Source organism: Streptomyces sp. NBC_00223 (assembly GCF_036199905.1).
GTDB lineage: Bacteria > Actinomycetota > Actinomycetes > Streptomycetales > Streptomycetaceae > Actinacidiphila.
On sequence record NZ_CP108109.1, the window covers coordinates 3,501,963 to 3,521,310 of the forward strand.

Here is a 19,348-nt window from a genome sequence, read left to right on the forward strand (position 1 = left end):
CCTCACTGGGCGGGCATCACCCGAGCCGCCGGCGCCCTCACCGCACCGCCTTCTCGTACCGCGTCCACATCTCCGTCGGATACGTGCTGCTGCCCTCGGAGTCGGACCAACCCGTCATCCCCGTCAGCGGTTTCAGCTCCTGCGTCTTCGGGTCGACCCGGAAGAGCGCCACGGCCGTCGACACCTTCGGGTCGTAGCCGACGAACCACGCCGCCTTGTCGTCCAGCGTGCTTCCCGCCTTGCCCGCGAGCCCCCGTCCGGCTTCCCCCGCCTCCACCGCGGCGCCTTCGCTCACCGAGCCGCGCAGCGCGTCGTCCACCTCGCCCGCCACCTTCGCGGTGAACGGGTGTGTGACGGTGGGCTGTTGCACCGCGATCCGCACCCCGTCGTGGGTGATCCGGACGACCGAGTACGGATCGGTGTGCGTGCCCTGCGCGGCGAACGTCCCGTAGGCGCTGGCCATCCGTATCGGGCTCGGCGTGGCGGTGCCGAGCGAGAAGTCGGGGATCTGCTCGCCGAAACTGTTGGGCAGCAGCCCCGCGTCGATGGACGCCTGCCGTACCTGGTTGAGGCCGACGTCCATGCCGAGTTGCATGATCGGGCCGTTGACCGAGTCGACCACCGCCTTGCGCAGACTGATCTTCCCCCAGGAGCGGTCGCCGTCGTTGTGCCCCTTCGCGATCCGTCCGGCCCGGTCCCAGTACGGCCCCTCGGGCGTCGTGATCATCGCCTCGTCGTCCCCGTCGTAGACCGAGTCCGGGGTGACGGGCGTACGTGGCGCGTCGCGTGTGAGCACGACGCCGTCGCGCAGCCCGGCCGCGTAGACGAAGGGCGTGTACGTGGTGCCGGCCGGCACGATCGAGATGTTGGCGTCGTCGAAGCCCTGTTTGAGGTAGTCGGGGCCGCCGTAGAGCGCGAGGATGCGCCCGTCGGCGGCCACGGACGCGGCGCCGACCCGTACGTCCTTGTCGGCGTCCCGCTCACTCGGATCGAGGGCGCTGATCTGCTTCTTGACGGAGTCGGCGAGCGCGGTGACCCGGGGCCGCTCGAAGGTCGTGTAGATCTGGTAGCCGCCGAGGTCGAACTGCGCGTCGGAGATCCCGCTGTGCGCGGCGACGTACGCCCGCGCGGTGTCCACCAGATAGCCGGTCTGCCCGCTCAACCCCACCGGTTTGGGCGGGGCGATGGGCTCGGGAAAGGTCGTGTACGTGGCGCGTTCGGCCCGCGACAGCTTGCCTATCTTGACCATCCGGTCCAGCACCCAGTTCCAACGCTGCACCGCCCGGGCGTGGTTGGCCGCGCTGAGCGAAGGGTCGTAGATCCCGGCCCCCTTGAGCAGCGTGGCGAGGAACGCGCCCTGACTGGCGTTGAGTTGGGAGACGTCCTTGCCGTAGTACGCCTTGGCCGCGCGCTGCACGCCGTACGCTCCCCGGCCGAACCAGCTGGTGTTGAGGTAGCCGTCCAGTATCTGCTGCTTGCCCATCTTGTTGTCGAGCTTGACCGAGATGAACATCTCGGTGATCTTGCGGGAGAGCGTCTGGTTCTGGTTGAGGTAGACGTTCTTCACGTACTGCTGGGTGATCGTGGAGCCGCCCTGGGTGTCCCCGCCGGTCGCCATCTCGTACAGCGCGCGGCTGATGCCCTTCGGCGAGACGCCGGGGTCGGTGTAGAAGGACGCGTTCTCGGCCGCGAGTACGGCCCACTGGACGGAGGTCGGGATGCGGTCGAGCGGCATCGACTGGCGGTCGATGGGGCCGACGCGGGCCATCTCGGTGCCGTCGGCCCAGTAGTAGACGTTGTCCTGCTGGGTGGCGACGGCGTTGAGGTCCTTGGGTATGTCGGTCTGCACATAGACGTAGCCGATGAAGGCGACCAGGGCGAAGGCGGCCCAGACGAAGAGCATCGTCACCTGGCGCGTGGAGGGCAACCACCGCCGGATTCCCCGGAGTTCGGGTCGCGGATAGCGGGGCCGCATCCGCCGCGGAAGGTCGGCCCAGGGGATCTCACCCCAGGTCGACGGCAGCGTGAAGGTCCGCGGCCGCTCCTGCTGTGGCCGCGTTTTGTGACGTCCCGCGCTCATTCCCCACCCCTGAGAACCGTCGAAAGGGGCTGTCTCCCTCTCGAACCGTCCGAGCCTACGGTCCCTGCTCGAACACACGCCCCTGGACACCCACCCCACCGTGTAACAGTTACGCCCCGTTCCCCGGGGACGGCCGGCAATCGACTCTGTCGTCCGCCAAGTTGGGCTCGATCGGGACGGCGGGGCCGACGTCGTCTCCTCGACTCTCCTCTGGCCGAAGGTTCAACGCCGCAATTGTCAGCGGCTCCTGTTACATATGAGGCTGACCTACTCAGCGCAGAGGGATGATCACGGTGATCGACGAAAGACTCGACGGTGGGCTCGGCACTCCCGTGGCAGGGCTCTATGAGCAATTGATCACCACACGGCTGGCGGAACGGATCAAGGATCTCGAAGCTGCGGGCCTGCGTGTCATCGATGGCCCCTTGGGCAAGGAATCTGCTCCTCATGTCCTCGCCCGGCACATCGGCACCACGGTTCGTCGCATCCTCCAGAACCTGACACCAAGTGAGCAGGTCATCGCGGCGAACCAGATCCTCACGTCCATGGGTACCGTCGAGGGCGCTCAGGAGTGGATCAATCTGGTGGCGGACGGCCCCCGCCAACTCCTGGCCATCGCCGAGCAGGAAGCCCCCGGGGTCTACACCATCCGCCCTGCCACTCCGCTCTCCGACACGGCCCTGATCACCAACTCGCCTGAAGACCCGAACCTGGGCTTTGAGTTGCGCGCGGAACTGGCCACCGCCGACCGCATCGACCTCCTCTGCGCGTTCGTGAAGTGGCACGGCCTGCGTGTGCTGGAGCAGCCCTTGAAGGCGGCACGGGATCGCGGCGTGCCGATCAGGGTCATCACCACGACCTACATCGGTGCCACGGAGAGACGTGCGCTCGACCGGCTGGTCCGCGAATTCGACGCGGAGGTGAAGATCAACTATGAGACGCGCTCCACCCGCCTCCACGCGAAAGCATGGCTGTTCCGTCGTAACAGCGAGTACCACACGGCCTATGTCGGCAGTTCCAACCTTTCCAGAACTGCCCTGTTGGACGGTTTGGAGTGGAATGTACGTCTCTCGTCGGTCGCGACCCCGGCCGTCATAAGGAAGTTCGAGGCCACCTTCGACTCCTATTGGAGCGAAGCAGCTTTTGAGACCTACGACCCGGACCGCGACGGGCAACGGCTCTCCGACGCCCTCGCCGCCGCAGGCAACGGGGGCAAGGACAGCGCCGGACGTCAGATCATCAGCCTCTCGGGACTTGAGGTCCGCCCTTACCCCTACCAGCGGGACATGCTGGAACGGCTCGAGGTCGAACGTGAGGTTCATGACCGGCACCAGAACCTGCTGGTCGCCGCAACCGGCACGGGCAAGACGGTCATAGCCGCCATCGACTACCGGAACCTGCGCCGCAAACTGGGCCGCGACCTACGGCTGTTGTTCGTCGCCCATCGCCGAGAGATCCTGGAACAGTCGCTACGGAAGTATCAAGAAGTTCTCGACGACGCGAATTTCGGCGAATCGCTTCATTCGAACGAAATTCCGGAGAACTGGACTCACGTTTTCGCCAGCGTTCAATCTCTGCATCCCCGGACGCTCGAACGACTCGCGCCCGACCATTTCGACATCATCGTGATCGATGAGTTCCACCACGGCACAGCTCCCACCTATCGCCGCATCATCGATCACTTCACCCCGACCGAACTGCTCGGCCTCACAGCCACGCCAGAGCGTATGGACGGCCTCAGTATCCAGGATGAGTTCTTCGACGGTCGGATCGCCGCAGAGATGCGCCTGTGGGAGGCCCTGGAGAACGACCTTCTCAGCCCGTTCCACTACTTCGGCATCAGTGACAGCACCGACATGACAGCGATCACATGGAAACGTGGCTCTTACGACACCAAGGACCTGAGCAATCTCTTCACCGGAAATGACGCCCGCGCACGACTGGTCGTGCGTGCGGTCCAGGACAAGGTGACAGATCCCGGCGCCATGCGGGCCCTCGGATTCTGTGTCTCGGTGGAACACGCCCGCTATATGGCCGGCTTCTTCCGTAGGGCCGGATTCAATGCGGTGGCTCTGTCCAGCGATACGCCAAAGGACGAGCGGAAGGCTGCGCTGGCTGAGTTGAAGTCCGGCAGCATGCAGGTGATCTTCTCAGTGGACCTCTTCAACGAGGGTCTCGATGTCCCGGACGTGGACACACTGCTGCTCCTCCGCCCGACCTCAAGCGCGACCGTCTTCCTCCAGCAATTGGGCCGCGGCTTGAGACGTAGCGAGGGCAAGGCTGTCCTGACTGTCTTGGACTTCATCGGTCATCACCGTGCCGAATTCCGCTTCGAAGAACAGTTCCGTGCGCTGACGAATCTCACCCGAACGCGGTTGTTTTCCAGCGTCGAACAGGACTTCCCCCAACTACCCTCGGGCTGCCAGATCATCCTGGAGCCAAAGGCCAAGGATCTGATCCTCAAGAACATCAAGAGTCAGATCAGCGTCAACGTCACCCAACTGGCCCGCGAAGTCGCATCGTACGCGCGACCCAACCTTGCAGACTATCTCAAGGAAAGCGGACGCGAGATCCGTGAGCTTTATCGTGCCGGAAACACTTGGACCGGACTTCTACGCCGTGCCGGCCTGCTCGCCGAAGCCGCTCCGAGCAATGAGAAGGAACTGCTCCGGCGCGCATCCGCATTTCTCCACGTCGATGATCCGGTTCGTGTCGCCACATACACCCGGCTCCTCGAGGACGACGCTCCCGCGTACGACTCGTTGGACGACCAGCAGCAGGCGTACGCCCGCATGCTGTACTTCTCCCTCTGGCCTCTCGGCGGCTTCAATGACTACGGCGAAGCCTTCCGGTCCTTGCGCTCCCAGGAGGCATTCCGGCTTGAGGTGCAACAGATCCTCGCGTACGGGCTCGACCACACCGAGCACGTACCGGTTCCTCTCCTGGGCGCGCACTCCGGGTTGCCGTTGGCCATCCATGCCTCGTACAACCGCGAAGAAATCCTGGCCGCCCTCGGTGAGTCGGTGATCGGTGGTTTTATGCCGGGCAACTTCCGTGAAGGTGTGAGGTGGTGTCCGACCATCAACACGGACGCTCTGTTCATCACCTTGGAGAAGGACGACAAGGACTTCTCGCCACAGACGCGATACCGGGACTACGCCATGAACGAGTCCCTGTTCCACTGGGAGAGCCAGGGACGCACGTCCGAGACGTCCGCCACCGGTAGGCGCTATCGGACCCACCGCAGCCAGGGCACCCATGTACTGCTCTTCGTCCGCCGCTACAAGCACACGGACATCAGTGGTCCGCAACCTTGGCTCTTCCTCGGCCCTGCCGAGTACGTCGAGCACAAGGGCAGCAAGCCGATGGGCATCGTCTGGAAGCTCAGCCATGCCATGCCCGCCGATGTGTGGACCTACTCGGCCATCGCGGCAAGTTGAGTCACCTGTCCACCGTCCGGGCCACGCACGGAAGACGAGGGTGGGTCAGTAGATGATGTCGATCTGGGTGTCCCCCAGGTCGGCATCCCCCGCGACGCTACGGCGACCGGTTCCGCTTCCTGACGGACCCGGCCGCCAGGCGATCGAGCGCTCGCGTCACGAGCCGCGCCACGCCGTAACGGCCAGGGCTTTTTCGTCGTCGATCGGACGCGACCGAATAACGTCGCGTGAGGGGGCACCGGATCCGCCGCGTCCGGAATCGTATACGTGGCGCGCGAGCAGGCCGTTTCCTTCGTATTCGACGGCCCGCGGCGATTTCCCCCATGGCGACCGCCGTCAATTCCCCCCGTTTGATGACGATTTCCGGAACCGTGGCACGCGGGTCGAACGGCCCACAGAGCGCTTTCCAGCCACCCGGCACGCCCCTCGCCCCCGCCCCCGCGCCGCGTGAACCGCCCCCCACGGATCGGGGGATGCGGCGAGCCGCCGCCACAGCGCGCCGCTTCTGCCGAGGTCAGAGCCACCCCGGCGGCCCCCGCACGGGAATCGCCCCCCGCACGCATCGCCACTTCGTCCGATCATATGACCGGAATGAACCAGCCCACCCGTTTTATTTCCTTGAAGGATTCGACCTGGAAAACCAGTGATACCGCTGTAACACTCTGTGTCTGACGGGTCGGCACCGGCCCACGGGGGGCTCGTACGCGCCCGGGGCCATGGACCTGCGGCGTTCGTGGACGAGCGATGGAGGTCCAGGCGGATGAAATCCGAAGCGATGCAAGTCCTGTGCGCACCGCCGTTGGCGGGCGGTCAAGGAACCGGAGTGAGGCACCAGCGCGATGTGTCGGCCGCCGTGACCCTGTACGAGGTCGCGGCGGCGTACGGCGGGGAGGTCGCGGACATCAGCACGCGTTCCGGGCTGGACGCGGCGCGTACGGCGGCCGGTTGGCGGACGCTCAAGGAGATGGGTCTGGTCAAGGTCGTCGACGGCCGGGTCGAGACCGTGGAGCCGCAGGCCGCGCTGGCCGTGCTCATGGGCAGCTACACCGCCAACGTCCATGAGCAGTTGCAGTCCGCCCTCGCGGTCAACGACGCGACGCAGAAGCTGCTGACCGTCTTCCAGCCCGCGGCCACCCGGCGCCAGCAGCAGGTCCAGCTGCTGGTGGACCAGTACACCGGGCCGGAGAGCCGCGAACGCGCGCTGCGCGACATCGCCGCGACCCTGCGCGAGTCCGCCGACTCGCTGCACCAGGGGCCGCTGCCGACCGACCCGGCGGCGCTCGACCGCTCGCTGGAGATGGACGCGGGACTGGCCAGGCGCGGCATACGCGTACGCGCGCTGTACCCGCGCAGGCTGCTCAGCGAGCCGGCCAACGCCCGTTATCTGCGCCGGCTTTCCGACGTGGGCGTCACCGTACGCGTCACCGACCACATCGCCCACGACATGCTGATCTTCGACCGGCACACCGTCTGCCTGCCGGGCTGCGCCGGCCTCGACGCCCGCACGGCCACGACCGCGGCCACGGCCACGGCCCAGGCCCGCGCCCACACCCACACCCACCCACAGGCCCAAACCCACGAACAGACCACGCGCCCGACAGCGGTCCCAGGCACGACCCCGAGCACCCCCTACGGCACGGACACCCCCGACGCACCCTCGATGATCCGTATCCGCTGTTCCCTGCTCGTCCAGTCCTTCGCCTCGATCTACGAGACGTACTGGCAGGGCGCGACCCCGCTGTCGCTGGCCGGCGCCCGCCCGCACCACGCCGAACTCAGCGCGCAGGAAAGGGCCGTGATCCGTCTGATGACCAACGGGTACGGCGACGACCGGATCGCCACCAGGCTCGGCATCGACCGCCGGGCCGTGGAGGACGTGATGGTCACCTTGATGGAACGCCTGGGCGCGGGCAGCCGTTTCGAGGTCGGGTACAAGCTTGCCCGGGAGCTCGATCCACGAGATCTCTGACCGCACGCCGCAAGTCGCTCCAAGGGGACGTGAACACGTGATGCGCAACCGCGAGGCCCTGCAGACTCTTCTCACCCGCGCCCGCGCCCGTGTCGACCCCGCCGACCTCGGCCTCACCCCGCGCGCCGACCCGCGCGGGCGCAGGGTCGAGGGGCTCACCCACGAACACATGACCCGGCTGCTCGGCTGGCCCGAGCACAAGTACGGCTATGTCGAGCGCGGCAAGCTCGCCACCCTCAGCACCGAGGTGCTCGACCCGATCGCCCGCATACTGCGCCTGTCCGACCACGAGTGGGAGGCGCTGGTGCTGTACGCGACCGGCCTCCCGCCGGCGTACCCGCTCGACCCGCGGCTCGGCACGGCGGTCCCCCGGCCCTGGGAGCGGGTGCTGCGCGACTTCTCGGAGATGGCGTACATCAACGACGTGGCGTGGGACCTCGTGGCCTACAACAGCGCGTTCAGCCGGCTGTTCCCGCGGCGCGAGGTGCCGGCCAACACGATGCGGTGGATGCTGCTCGACCCGGAGGCCAGGGAGGTCGTTCTCGCGGACTGGCGGGGAAGTTGGCTTCCTTTACTGGTACCCCAGCTGAGGGCGGCGGTCGCGGCGAACCCGCACAACCGGACGCTGGCCCAGCTCCAGGCCGACGTACGGCACGATCCGGTCGTCGGCGAGATCTACGGGTCGCCGACCGCCGAGTACATCCAGCCGCGGGCCGAGGGCGCCCGCCCGCTGATGCACGCCGAACTCGGCCTCGGCTGGGCGACGATGTGCGCGGCCGGCCCCTTCGGCGTACCCGGCGGCCGGCTGATGTTCGTGCTGTACGACCAGGGCGAGCGGCCGGTGCCGCGCCCCCCGATGCACGCGCCCGCGCACGGCCCGGTGGACCCCGAACGCGATGGCTCCAACGACCTCTCCGGCAAAGGGAGTTCGGCCGCCGACCCCCGACCCGCGCAGGGCCCGGGCGGCCCCTCGGGTGACCTCACCGGCCCCCCGGATCTCCCCGTTCACACCGGCCCCGTATCGCGGCCCGGTGCCGACCCCCGTGGGGCCAACAGCCCCCGCGACCAGCACAATGAGGCTTCATGAGCTTCCAATTGCCCCGCAGACTGCGGGCGTTGACGCCCCACGTCCATGTGTGGCTGCCGGACGGTCACGCGACCTGGGGCATGGCCAACTGCGTGGTCGTCACGGGCGAGGACACCGCCCTTCTGGTCGACACGCCGTACACCGCCGACATGACCCGGCACCTGCTGCGGCTCGCCGCCGGGGTGCTCGCGCCGGACACCCGGATCGACACGGTCGTCAACACCCACGGCAACGGGGACCACTCCTACGGCAACGCGCTCTTCCTGCCCGACCCGGCGGGCGGCGACGGGACCGAGGGCTCCGCCGAGCCACCGGTGGAGATCATCAGCACCCGGGCCAACGGCGTCCATCTGTGCGCCGAGCCCTCGCCGGCCGAACTGGCCGCGCTCATCGCCACCGGCGACCCGGAGACCCCGCTGGGCGCCTACATTCAGCGGCACTTCGGCCGCTACGGCGACTTCGGCGTCGCGGACACCGTCCACCCGAACCGCACGTTCAGCGGTCAACTCGACCTGGACATCGGCGGGGTGGCGGTCAGCCTGATCGAGGTCGGCCCCGCCCACACCGAGGGCGACCTGATCGTGCACCTGCCCGACGAGGGCATCGTGTGCGCGGGCGACGTCGTGTTCTGCGACGACCACCCCGTGCACTGGGCCGGGCCGCTCGACGAGATCCACCGCGCGACCCTGCGCGTACTGGAGCTTGACCCGCGGCTGATCGTGCCCGGGCACGGGCCGGTCATGACACCCGCGGACGTACGCGTCTACGCCGACTACCTGCTGGAGCTGCGCGACCGAATCCATGGCGCCCACACCGCCGGACGGCCGCTCGCCGACATCGCCGCCGAGCTGATCGCCACCGATACCCGGCCCCACTGGGGACTGACCGAGCGGATGGCGATCCTCGCGTCGATCGAATACCGGTCGCTGGACGGTGACGACACGCCGCCCAACCTGGTGCGCCTGGTCGACTTCGCCTCCGGGTTCACCACCCTGGCGGCGGACCCGGCCGGCTCCGCCCCGGCCGCGCCGATCGGCGCACCCGCGGCCGCTCTGCCGCCCGTCTCCTGAGAGGACCCGCCGTGACCGCCGCATCCGTCGAATCCGCCACGCCCGTCGCCCACATAGCCCGCCCGGCCGTCGTCATGTCCCCGTACGTCGCCACCACCGAGCAGGTGCTCGCGCAGATCCACGCGGACCACCCGGACCACCCCAGGCCGCAGGTGATCGACCGGCTCGGCAGCCGGATCGGCGTCGACACCCGGCACTTCGTCGCGCCGCTGGCCGAGGTGGCGGAGCCCGGCGAGTTCACCCCGCGCAACACCGTCACCTACGGTCATGTCCGGGACATGGGCGTACGGGCCGCCCGGCAGGTGCTGGCGGACCACGGGGTGGCGCCGGGCGACATCGACGGCGTGGTCACGTCGCACAGCACGGGCCTGTCCATCCCGGGCCTCGACGTCCACCTCATCGAGGACCTGGGACTGTCGCCGACGGTCGCCCGGGTCCCGATGACCCAACTCGGCTGCGCGGGCGGCGCCCAGGCGCTCGTCCAGGCCGCCAGGCTGGTCGCCACGGGCCGACGGCGGGTGCTGGTCGTGGTGTCGGAAACGCTCTCGACCGTCTACCAGCGGGCCGACGACGGCATCAACTCGGTCATCTACAAGCTGCTCTTCTCCGACTCGGCCGCCGCCTGCCTGGTCACCAGCGACCCGATCGGGCCCGGCCCGGTGGTCGAGGACACCTTCGAGTTCTGGCTGCCCGGCAGCACCGCCGCGTACTACCTGCGGGTCGAGGCGGACGGCTACCACTTCGACAGCACGAAGGCCGCGGTCGACGCGGTCGGCGAGGTCATGCCGGAGCTGGCGAAGTGGACGCCCGACCCGGCGTTCGGCGTCATCCACCCCGGCGGCCCGGCCATCCTGGACCACGTGGTCAAGGGGCTGGACGCCGCCGACGACTTCGTACGGCACTCGCGCGCGACCCTGGCCGCGCGGGGCAACGGCGGCGGGGTGGCCATCCTCGACGTCCTCCAGCGCACCTTCGACGACGAACAGCCCCCGGCGGACGGCTCCACGGGCCTGGCGGCCGCCTTCGGCCCCGGCTTCGTGACGGCGGCGCTGCGGCTGCGCTGGCGGTCGTAGGGCCCCCGCGGCGGCGGCACCGCGGCCGCGGGTTAGCCTCGGACCGTGGCGAATCGGGCTGAGGAGGACACGATGGCTGGGGTTTCCGCGAGTGTGGTGGCCGCCGGTGGGCTGATCGGCGGCTACGGGATCGCCCGGTGGACCAAGCGCCGCGAACTCGGCGGCGTGGCGCTGGTCGCCGCGGGCGCCGTCGCGGCGCGGCAGTGGAGCAGGGACGCCGGGAGCGGCACGGCGGCGGGCCTGACGGGGGCGTACGTGGCCGCGTTCGCGGGCGCCCACCCGCTGGCGAAGAAGATCGGCTCGTGGCCCGCCGTCTTCACGACGGCGGCCACGGTGGCGGCCCTCTCCTGGACCTTCTCGGACCGCCGCACCAAATAAGCACCAGCCCCGGCCGGCGCTTGAGGCCAGAACAAGCCCGCCCGGCGACTGAGGGCCCGAACGTCAGACGGCCACGTCGTGCCCGCGCAGCCACGGCAGCGGGTCGACGGGAGCCCCGCCACCGGGCCGTACCTCCAGGTGCAGATGCGGCGCCGGCACATTCCCGGTCGCCCCGACCCGCCCGACCGTGTCGCCCGTCGTGACCTGTCCCTCGGTCACGACCATCGTCGACAGGTGGCAGTACCAGAGCTCCGTACCGTCGTCCAGCGTGAGCACGACCCGGTAGCCGTACGACCCGGCCCAGCCGGCCGACGTCACCGTCCCGGTGTGAATCGCGTGCACGGGCGTACCGGTCGGCGCGGTGAAGTCCTGGCCGGTGTGCAGATTGGCCCACAGGTCGGCCTCGCCGAAGCCCGCGGTGAGCGTGTAGGAGGCCACCGGCTTGATGTACGAGACGGCGAGCAGCGCGAGGCGCTCCTCCTCGGCCCGCGCGGCGGCTTCCGACTCGGCCTTGGCCTTCGCCTCGGCGGCGGCCTTCGCGGCGGCGGCCTGCTCCCGTACCTTCCGGGCCGCGGCCTCCCGGGCCGCGTCGCGCTCGGCGGCCTCACGCTCGGCCTGGGCGACGGCCTCGCGCTGCGCGGCGACCTGGCCGAGGATACGGGCGCACAGCGCCTCACCGGGGTCCTGGGCGCCCGCGGGGGCGGCCTCGGACGCCACGGCCGACGCGGCCTCGGCCGGCGCCTCCTCGGGCGCCGGTACGTCGGCCGCCTCGGGCCGCGCCGGATCCTCGTCGTCCCGCAGCCGCCCGCCGACCGCCGTGGGGTCGTACGACGGTGTCCCGGCCAGCGGCGCGCCGGCGACGGCGTCCGTCAGCGAGAAGGGGACGGGTACGGATACGGATACGGGGGCCACGGGCGCGGCCTGGCTCCCCGTGATGTCGGCGAAGTCGATCCCCGCGGTGCCCCGGGCGGCGGTGCGCTGCTGGGGAAGGCGGTGCGGATCGCCGGCGGCCTCGGACACGAACTGCTGCGCCGGGGCGGTCGAGGGCGTGGACGGTGCCGTGTGCGCGGAGGGCGCGAAGTAGTCCCACTCGGGGGCGGTGTCGCCCTCCGGTCGGGCGGGGGCGTAGGCAGGCTGGTTGGACGCCACTGCGGGCGCACTCCTTTCCTTCCTTCTCGCCTACCGGGTTAGCTGACGGGTTCGGAGCAGGAAGGTCTCCTACGGGCCTGACTGCTGCCCGATTCACCCCATGTTCTGGGTCCCCGGTTCCCGCGGACGGGATTCGGCAAGCGCACGGTTTGCCGCCTCTGCGGCGGCGATGACAACCGCGCTGCGTTATCGAACGTTAATAGAGCCGGAGGCGTTTTCCAAGCCGTATCGAAGAGTTGAACGCGGGAACCAATCGGACATGCGACGCGTAGAACCGACAAAGCGGTCAGTCGACGTGGCCGGGCAGTGATGTGAGTGTGTGTCAGTTGTTATGCGGAGGTGTCCGAATGGCTACCCTTGGTGAACGGTTGATCGCGGATGGGTCGGGGAGGCGACAGGGCGTGCGGAGCGCCCTTCACCGGTATGGACCTCTGCCGATGCGCGAATCGCTTGGCAGGTCAAGGGCGTGGGCCCCACGATGGGCAGGCTCGACGTTCTTGTCATGCACCCGTCCGCATCTCGATGTATCAGGGAGCCCGTCATGGAACGCGCCAGCCGTCACCAACTCCCCCGCACACCGGCCCGATCCGGCCACTCGGGCTCGGCGACCGGTGCCACGCCCGGCGCCCCCGGTGACCGCCCCTCGCCCACCCGCCGCTCACTGCTGCGCGGCGGTCTCGTCCTGGGCGCCGCCGCCGGCGCGGCCCTCGCGGGTGAGCTGTGGTCCGGGGACGGGCCCGCCGCCGCGGCGACCGTCGACTACCCGTCCGCCACCTGGGCCCCGGCCAGCGGCGCCAACTTCACCGCCTCGAACCGCCCTTCGACCTATCCGATCGAGCTGGTGGTGATCCATGTCACCCAGGAGACCTTCGCCGACACGATCCGGCTCTTCCAGGACCCCGCCCACGCGGCCGCCGCGCACTACGTGGTGCGGTCCGCCGACGGCGCGATCGACCAGTGCGTCCGTGAGCACGACGTCGCCTGGCACGCGGGCAACTGGGACTACAACACCCGCAGCATCGGCATCGAGCACGAGGGCTGGGTCGACCAGCCGTCGTACTTCACCGCGGCGATGTACCACGCCTCCGCCGCCCTGACCGCGGCGATCTGCGACCGGTACGGCATCCCCAAGGACCGCGACCACATCATCGGCCATGTCGAGGTGCCCGGCACCGACCACACCGACCCGGGCCCCAACTGGGACTGGGTCCGCTACCTCCGCCTGGTCAACGGGGTGTGAGCGGGAACATCGCGGTCAGCCGGGGCAGCCGGCGGCGGGACTCGGCCTCGTCCAGGGCGCTCCAGCGCCGGCCCCTGGGCGCGGCCGCCCGGCGTACGGACCCGGTCGCGCCCGCCGCCTCAAGTTCGGCCTCCAGCAGGTCCCGGGCCGCGGCGTGGAAGGCGTCGCCGAAGTCCGTGAAGGGGGCGGTGAGCCGTTCGTACGCCCGCGGGGCGAGGTGGGCCAGCGACTCCCACTGCGGGCGGTCGGCGGCCGCCCACGCCTCGCGCGGGCGACCGGACAGCCGCAGCACCTCGGGGGCGTAGGCGAGGACGTCCGGGTCGGCGACGGCGGCCTCGAAGACCGGCCGGCCCAGGCCGACCATCCAGCGCTGGAACCAGCAGAAGGTGTCGTCGGAGCACCAGCCGCCGAAGATCCGGTCGGCGGCGGCCCACAGATTCCAGCTGTACGCCTCGCCGGTCACGTACTCCAGACACGCCTGGAAGCGGATCACCTCCGGCGGCGGCAGGCGCAGCAGCGCCTCGCGGAGCCGTGTGTCGCGTCCGTCGCCGCTGAGCCCCTGACGGCGGCAGTCCGCGATCAGGGTCCAGAAGTAATCGGTCTCCATGCCGGGGACTATGCCAGGGGCCACTGACCTGGAAACGGTAATTCCACGTGGTGGACGGGTAATTGACGGCCGATCAGCCCGCCTGGCCGATCCCCGCCCACCCCGCCGCCCCACGGCCCCCACCGGCCACCCCGCCGCCCCCACCCGCCTCCGGGAGCCGTCACCCGCCCCTCCCGACGCACGCCCGCCCGGCGCCCTGCGCCCGCCAGGCGGCCCGGCGGACCTCGGCGCGCGCTCAGACGAACTTGGCCTCGATCTCCGCGAAGAACGCCTCCGCCAGCCGGACGAAGTCCTCCTCCCCGAGCCGGATCGGGTCGCCGGCCGTGTAACCGAGTACCGAGCGCTCCGGCGCGAGCCCGATCCGCTGATCGGCGGCGAGCTTTCCGCCGTTGTTCATCAGGGACGCGCACAGCACCCGCACCTCGTTGAGCGCGTTGCCGTCCTCGCCCTCCAGGGCCCGGTCTCGCCGCGCGAAGTAGTTGTCCAGTACGTGGACGAGATTCGTGAAGTACGTCACCTCGAAGGCCGCGGCCGCCTGCTCGTACTCCACCTTGGCCGCCCCGCTCCCGCGGAATCTGGCCCCCGCGTCGGCCAGCTCACGCCAGGCCGCGACCTGCGCGTCGATCCGGTCCCTGGCGTCGTCGACGTACGGGCGTCCGTAGTGGCTGATGGACAGCACGGCTGCTCCCTGGGGGTTCGTGTCCGGTGTCGTACCCGCGCGGAGCTCCGTCCGCCGCGCGGTCCGGCCGGCGGCGCCGCGGGGATGGGACGGCCCCGGCGCCGCCGCGCTCCGAGCGTACGCACGCGGGCCGCCGGATCCGCTCAGCCACCGCGACGACGGGAGTGTCAGAGCCCCGGACAGCCTCTGTCCGGTGAAGGCATTCTTGTCACGGCGCTCCTCACACACCCCGCGCCCGGCATGTGTGCCGGGTGTAACCGCAGTTGCTGCGCGGGTGTGACAGGGGCGTCATGGGCGTTTCGTACGGTCGACCGGTCATCCGATCGCGAGAGGGGGACGCGCGTGTCCGCACCGGACTCGCGGACCGACGCGGAACAGGTGCGTACGGTCTGCTCGTACTGCGGGGTGGGATGCGGGATGGTCCTCGACATCGGCAGGGGGCCGGACGGACGCAGAACCGTGCTCAGGGCCTCGGGTGACAAGACGCACCCGGCCAACTTCGGGCGGCTGTGCACCAAGGGCGCGACCACCGCCGACATGCTCGCCGCTCCCGGCCGGCTGACGACCGCGCTGGTCCGGGCCGAGCGCGGCGCCGCCCCCGAGCCCGCGCCGGCCGAGCACGCGATCGCCGAGACCGCCCGGCGGCTGCGGGAGATCGTCGACACCCACGGGCCGGACGCGGTGGCGCTCTACGTCTCCGGGCAGATGAGCCTGGAGGCGCAGTATCTGGCCAACAAGCTCGCCAAGGGCTTCCTCGGCACCAACCAGATCGAGTCCAACTCGCGGCTGTGCATGGCCAGCGCGGGCAGCGGCTACAAGCTGTCGCTCGGCGCCGACGGACCGCCCGGCTCGTACCAGGACTTCGAGAAGGCCGACCTCTTCTTCGTCATCGGCGCCAACATGGCCGACTGCCACCCGATCCTCTTCCTGCGGCTGATGGACCGGGTGAAGGCGGGCGCCAAGCTGATCGTCGTTGACCCCCGGCGGACCGCGACCGCCGCCAAGGCCGATCTCTTCCTCCAGGTCAGACCGGGTACGGATCTGGCACTGCTGAACGGGCTGCTGCATCTGCTGGTGGCGGACGGCCACACCGACCCGGTGTTCATCGCCGAGCGGACCGAGGGCTGGGAGGCCATGCCGGAGTTCCTGGCCGACTACCCGCCCGCGTCCGTCGCCGAGATCACCGGCGTCCCCGAGGAGGATCTGCGCACGGCCGCCCGCTGGATCGGCGAGGCGGCCGCCGGCGGCGAGTGGACCTCCTGCTGGACGATGGGCCTCAACCAGTCGACGCACGGCACCTGGAACACCAACGCGCTGATCAATCTGCATCTGGCCACCGGCGCGATCTGCCGCCCCGGCAGCGGCCCCTTCTCCCTGACCGGCCAGCCCAACGCGATGGGCGGCCGGGAGATGGGGTACATGGGCCCGGGGCTGCCCGGCCAGCGCTCGGTGCTGGTCGACGAGGACCGGGCCTTCGTCGAGGAGCTGTGGGGGCTGGCGCCGGGGACCGTACGGGCGGACGGCTCGGGCCGGGGCACCGTGGAGATGTTCCGGCGGATGGCCGACGGGGAGATACGGGCCTGCTGGATCATCTGCACCAACCCGGTGGCCTCGGTCGCCAACCGCCGTACCGTCATCGAGGGCCTGGAGACCGCCGAGTTCGTCGTCGTCCAGGACGTCTTCGCCGAGACCGAGACCACCGCGTACGCCGACGTGGTGCTGCCGGGCGCGCTGTGGACCGAGGCCGAGGGCGTACTGATCAACAGCGAACGCAATCTCACCCTCGCCCAACAGGCCGTCGACCCGCCCGGCGAGGCCATGGCGGACTGGCGGATCATCGCCGGGGTGGCCCGCGCCATGGGCTACACCGCCGGGTTCGACTACAGCAGCGCCGAGGATGTCTTCGAGGAGATCAAGCGCGCCTGGAACCCCAAGACCGGCTACGACCTGCGGGGTGTGACGTACGAGCGGCTGCGCGAGACGCCGGTGCAGTGGCCGGCCTCCGACCCGGACGGGCCGGACCGCAACCCGATCCGGTACATGGCCGGGGGCGGCTCCGGCGACGGGCTCGGGGACGGGCTCGGGGAGGGTCACGGGGAGGGGCCGGTGTTCCCGACGGCGAGCGGGCGCGCGGTGTTCTTCGCCCGGCCGCACATACCCCCCGCGGAGATGCCCGACGACGACTACCCGTTCGTCCTCAACACCGGGCGGCTTCCGCATCAGTGGCACACGCTGACCAAGACGGGGAAGGTCGGCAGGCTCAACAAGCTCAACCCCGCGCCCTTCGTGGAGGTGCACCCGCAGGACGCCGCGCGGCTCGGCATCGCCGAGGGGGACGCGGTGGAGGTCGCCTCGCGGCGCGGCCGGGCGGTGCTGCCCGCGGTGGTGACCGACCGGGTGCGGCCCGGGTGCTGCTTCGCGCCCTTCCACTGGAACGACCTGTTCGGGGAGTACCTCAGCGTCAACGCCGTGACCAGCGACGCGGTCGACCCGATCTCCTTCCAGCCGGAGTTCAAGGTGTGCGCGGTCGAACTGACCCGGGTGGGGGGCACGGTGACGGTGGCCACGGCCGAAGCACCCTCCGACCGGGCCCCGGCGGCCCCGCCCGAGCCCGCGCCCGCGCCCGTCGTCGTACCCGCGGCTGTACCCGCGGCCGTAGCGCCCGCGCTCCCCGAGCTCTTCGGGCTGGCGGACGCGCAGCCGCCGGTCCTGGCCGCGCACGAGCGGAGGTATCTGGTCGGCTTCCTCGCCGGGCTCGGGCCGGGTCCGGCCGGGGTGCCCGTACTGCCGCCGGGGGCGCCCTTCGCCGAGGAACACGCGCTGTGGGTGAACGGGGTGCTCGCGGGCATGTACTCGCGCGCGCCGAAGCCCCGTACCCCCGCCCTTGAGGCCCCGGCGTCCGGTACGCCCGCCGCCGGGGAGCCGCCGGCCGCACCCCGCCGCGAGGTGGTCGTGCTGTGGGCCTCGCAGACCGGGAACGCCGAGGAATTCGCCGCCGCCACCGCCGAACGTCTCTCCGCCGCCGGCCACCGCGCCGCCCTCGTGGCCATGGACGAGGCCGATCCCCGTACCCTGCCCGCCGCCGCCGACCTGCTGCTGATCACCAGCACCTTCGGCGACGGGGAGGCCCCCGACAACGGCTCCGGTTTCTGGGACGCCCTCACCGCGCCCGACATCCCGCGTCTGGAGGGCCGCCGGTACGCGGTACTCGCCTTCGGCGACTCCTCCTACGACGACTTCTGCGGCCACGGGCGGCGGCTCGACCAGCGGCTGGACGAGCTGGGCGCGGTCCGGATCGCGCCGCGCGCCGACTGCGAGCCGGACTGGGCGGCCCCGGCCGGCGCCTGGCTGGACACGGTGCTCTCGACACTCACCGAACGCCCGGCCGCCGCGCCCTCCCCCGCCCCGGCCCGCGCGTCCAGACCTGTGCCCGTCACCGCACGGCTGACCGGGAACCTGCTGCTCAGCGGGCCGGGCGCGGCCAAGGAGGTCCGCCGCTTCACCTTCGACACGCGCGACAGCGAGACCCCCTTCGGGTACGAGGCGGGCGACGCGCTCAGCGTCACCCCCGTGAACAGCCCGGACCTGGTCGCCGAATGGCTCGCCGTCACCGGTCTCGACCCGGGCGCGGCCGTCCGGGTGAGCGGCGTCGGCGAGATCGCGCTCGGCGAGGCGCTGCACCGCCATCTGGACATCACCCGGATCACCCCGGCCCTGATGGCCTTCGTCACCGAGCGCACCGGCGACCGGCGGCTCAAGACACTGCTGCGCCCCGACAACAAGGACCAGCTCGCCCAGTGGTCGTGGGGCCGGCAGTCGGTGGACGTCATCGCCGAGCACCCGGTCCGCGCCACCCCGCAGGAGTGGACCGACCTGCTCAAACGCCTCCAGCCGCGGCTGTACTCGATCTCGTCGAGCCCGCTGACCGACCCCCACCAGGTCGCGCTGACCGTCTCCGTGGTCCGCTACGAGAGCCCGCGCGGCCGTCCCCGGGGCGGTGTCTGCTCGCCCTTCCTCGCCGACGCGGCCCCCGGCGCCCCCGTGCCGGTCGCCCTCCAGCGCGCGCCGCACTTCCGCCCGCCGGCCGACCCCGCGACCCCCATGATCATGGTCGGCCCCGGCACCGGAATCGCGCCCTTCATCGGCTTCCTCGCCGAGCGCCGGGCCCGCGGCCACACCGCCCCCAACTGGCTGTTCTTCGGCGAGCAGCACCGGGCGACCGACTTCTACTACGAGGCCGAGCTGACCGGTCTCCTCGCCGACGGCACCCTCGCCCGGCTCGACACGGCCTTCTCCCGCGACCAGCGCGCGAAGGTCTACGTCCAGGACCGGATGCGCGAGCACGGCCCGCAGCTCTGGGCCTGGCTCCAGGAGGGGGCGCACTTCTACGTCTGCGGGGACGCGTCCCGGATGGCCAGGGACGTCGACGCGGCGCTGCGGGCGGTCGTGGCGGCCCACGGCGGGCTCCCGGCGGAGGCGGCGACGGCGTATGTGAAGCAACTGGCCGCCGAGCGGCGGTACGTACGCGATGTGTACTGAGCCGGCAGCCGGACCGGCTCTGCGGAAACGGCGGCCG

At 70.6% G+C, this 19,348-nt stretch carries 12 protein-coding genes and 1 riboswitch; of the genes, 8 read left to right on the forward strand and 4 right to left on the reverse strand.

What is annotated here, in order from left to right:
* Positions 1-37 precede the first annotated feature (37 nt).
* Complete coding sequence (locus OHA30_RS14600; RefSeq protein ID WP_328914271.1) at positions 38-1,927, reverse strand: transglycosylase domain-containing protein; 1,890 nt, start codon at positions 1,925-1,927, stop codon at positions 38-40.
* 437 nt (positions 1,928-2,364) lie between these two features.
* Here OHA30_RS14600 and OHA30_RS14605 point away from each other — a divergent pair, with 437 nt between their 5' ends.
* The 6 genes from OHA30_RS14605 to OHA30_RS14630 all read left to right on the forward strand — a co-directional run bounded on the left by OHA30_RS14605 (position 2,365) and on the right by OHA30_RS14630 (position 11,097).
* Positions 2,365-5,520, forward strand: coding sequence for a DUF3427 domain-containing protein (locus OHA30_RS14605; protein ID WP_328914272.1), 3,156 nt, complete (start codon positions 2,365-2,367; stop codon positions 5,518-5,520).
* A gap of 823 nt (positions 5,521-6,343) precedes the next feature.
* On the forward strand, positions 6,344-7,489 hold the full coding sequence (locus OHA30_RS14610; protein ID WP_328914273.1) for a LuxR C-terminal-related transcriptional regulator: 1,146 nt from the start codon (positions 6,344-6,346) through the stop codon (positions 7,487-7,489).
* Positions 7,490-7,529: 40 nt separating this feature from the next.
* A complete protein-coding gene (locus OHA30_RS14615) occupies positions 7,530-8,576 on the forward strand; it encodes an MmyB family transcriptional regulator (protein WP_328917862.1) in 1,047 nt (348 codons plus the stop codon).
* Positions 8,573-9,646: an MBL fold metallo-hydrolase gene (locus OHA30_RS14620; protein ID WP_328914274.1), complete on the forward strand. Its 1,074-nt coding sequence runs from the start codon at positions 8,573-8,575 to the stop codon at positions 9,644-9,646. Before OHA30_RS14615 ends, OHA30_RS14620 begins: the two co-directional genes overlap by 4 nt.
* Positions 9,647-9,657: 11 nt before the next feature.
* Positions 9,658-10,719 carry a PhlD gene (locus tag OHA30_RS14625; RefSeq protein WP_328914275.1) on the forward strand — a complete coding sequence of 354 codons (1,062 nt, stop codon included), beginning with the start codon at positions 9,658-9,660 and terminating at the stop codon, positions 10,717-10,719.
* 72 nt (positions 10,720-10,791) lie between these two features.
* Positions 10,792-11,097 carry a hypothetical protein gene (locus OHA30_RS14630; protein WP_328914276.1) on the forward strand — a complete coding sequence of 102 codons (306 nt, stop codon included), beginning with the start codon at positions 10,792-10,794 and terminating at the stop codon, positions 11,095-11,097.
* Between the two features lie 63 nt (positions 11,098-11,160).
* Here the strand turns inward: OHA30_RS14630 and OHA30_RS14635 are convergent, their stop codons facing one another.
* Positions 11,161-12,246 carry a M23 family metallopeptidase gene (locus OHA30_RS14635; RefSeq protein ID WP_328914277.1) on the reverse strand — a complete coding sequence of 362 codons (1,086 nt, stop codon included), beginning with the start codon at positions 12,244-12,246 and terminating at the stop codon, positions 11,161-11,163.
* Between the two features lie 12 nt (positions 12,247-12,258).
* A riboswitch (cyclic di-AMP (ydaO/yuaA leader) is annotated at positions 12,259-12,395 on the reverse strand.
* A 392-nt stretch (positions 12,396-12,787) separates the two neighbouring features.
* Here OHA30_RS14635 and OHA30_RS14640 point away from each other — a divergent pair.
* On the forward strand, positions 12,788-13,486 hold the full coding sequence (locus OHA30_RS14640) for an N-acetylmuramoyl-L-alanine amidase (protein WP_328914278.1): 699 nt from the start codon (positions 12,788-12,790) through the stop codon (positions 13,484-13,486).
* Here the strand turns inward: OHA30_RS14640 and OHA30_RS14645 are convergent.
* A complete protein-coding gene (locus OHA30_RS14645; protein ID WP_328914279.1) occupies positions 13,473-14,093 on the reverse strand; it encodes a DUF4240 domain-containing protein in 621 nt (206 codons plus the stop codon). The genes OHA30_RS14640 and OHA30_RS14645 overlap by 14 nt on opposite strands.
* A gap of 235 nt (positions 14,094-14,328) precedes the next feature.
* Positions 14,329-14,772, reverse strand: coding sequence for a hypothetical protein (locus tag OHA30_RS14650; RefSeq protein WP_328914280.1), 444 nt, complete (start codon positions 14,770-14,772; stop codon positions 14,329-14,331).
* A gap of 342 nt (positions 14,773-15,114) precedes the next feature.
* Here OHA30_RS14650 and OHA30_RS14655 point away from each other — a divergent pair, with 342 nt between their 5' ends.
* The gene (locus OHA30_RS14655) at positions 15,115-19,311 is read left to right on the forward strand and encodes a molybdopterin-dependent oxidoreductase (protein WP_328914281.1); all 4,197 of its coding nucleotides are present in this window, start codon (positions 15,115-15,117) and stop codon (positions 19,309-19,311) included.
* Positions 19,312-19,348: the final 37 nt, after the last annotated feature.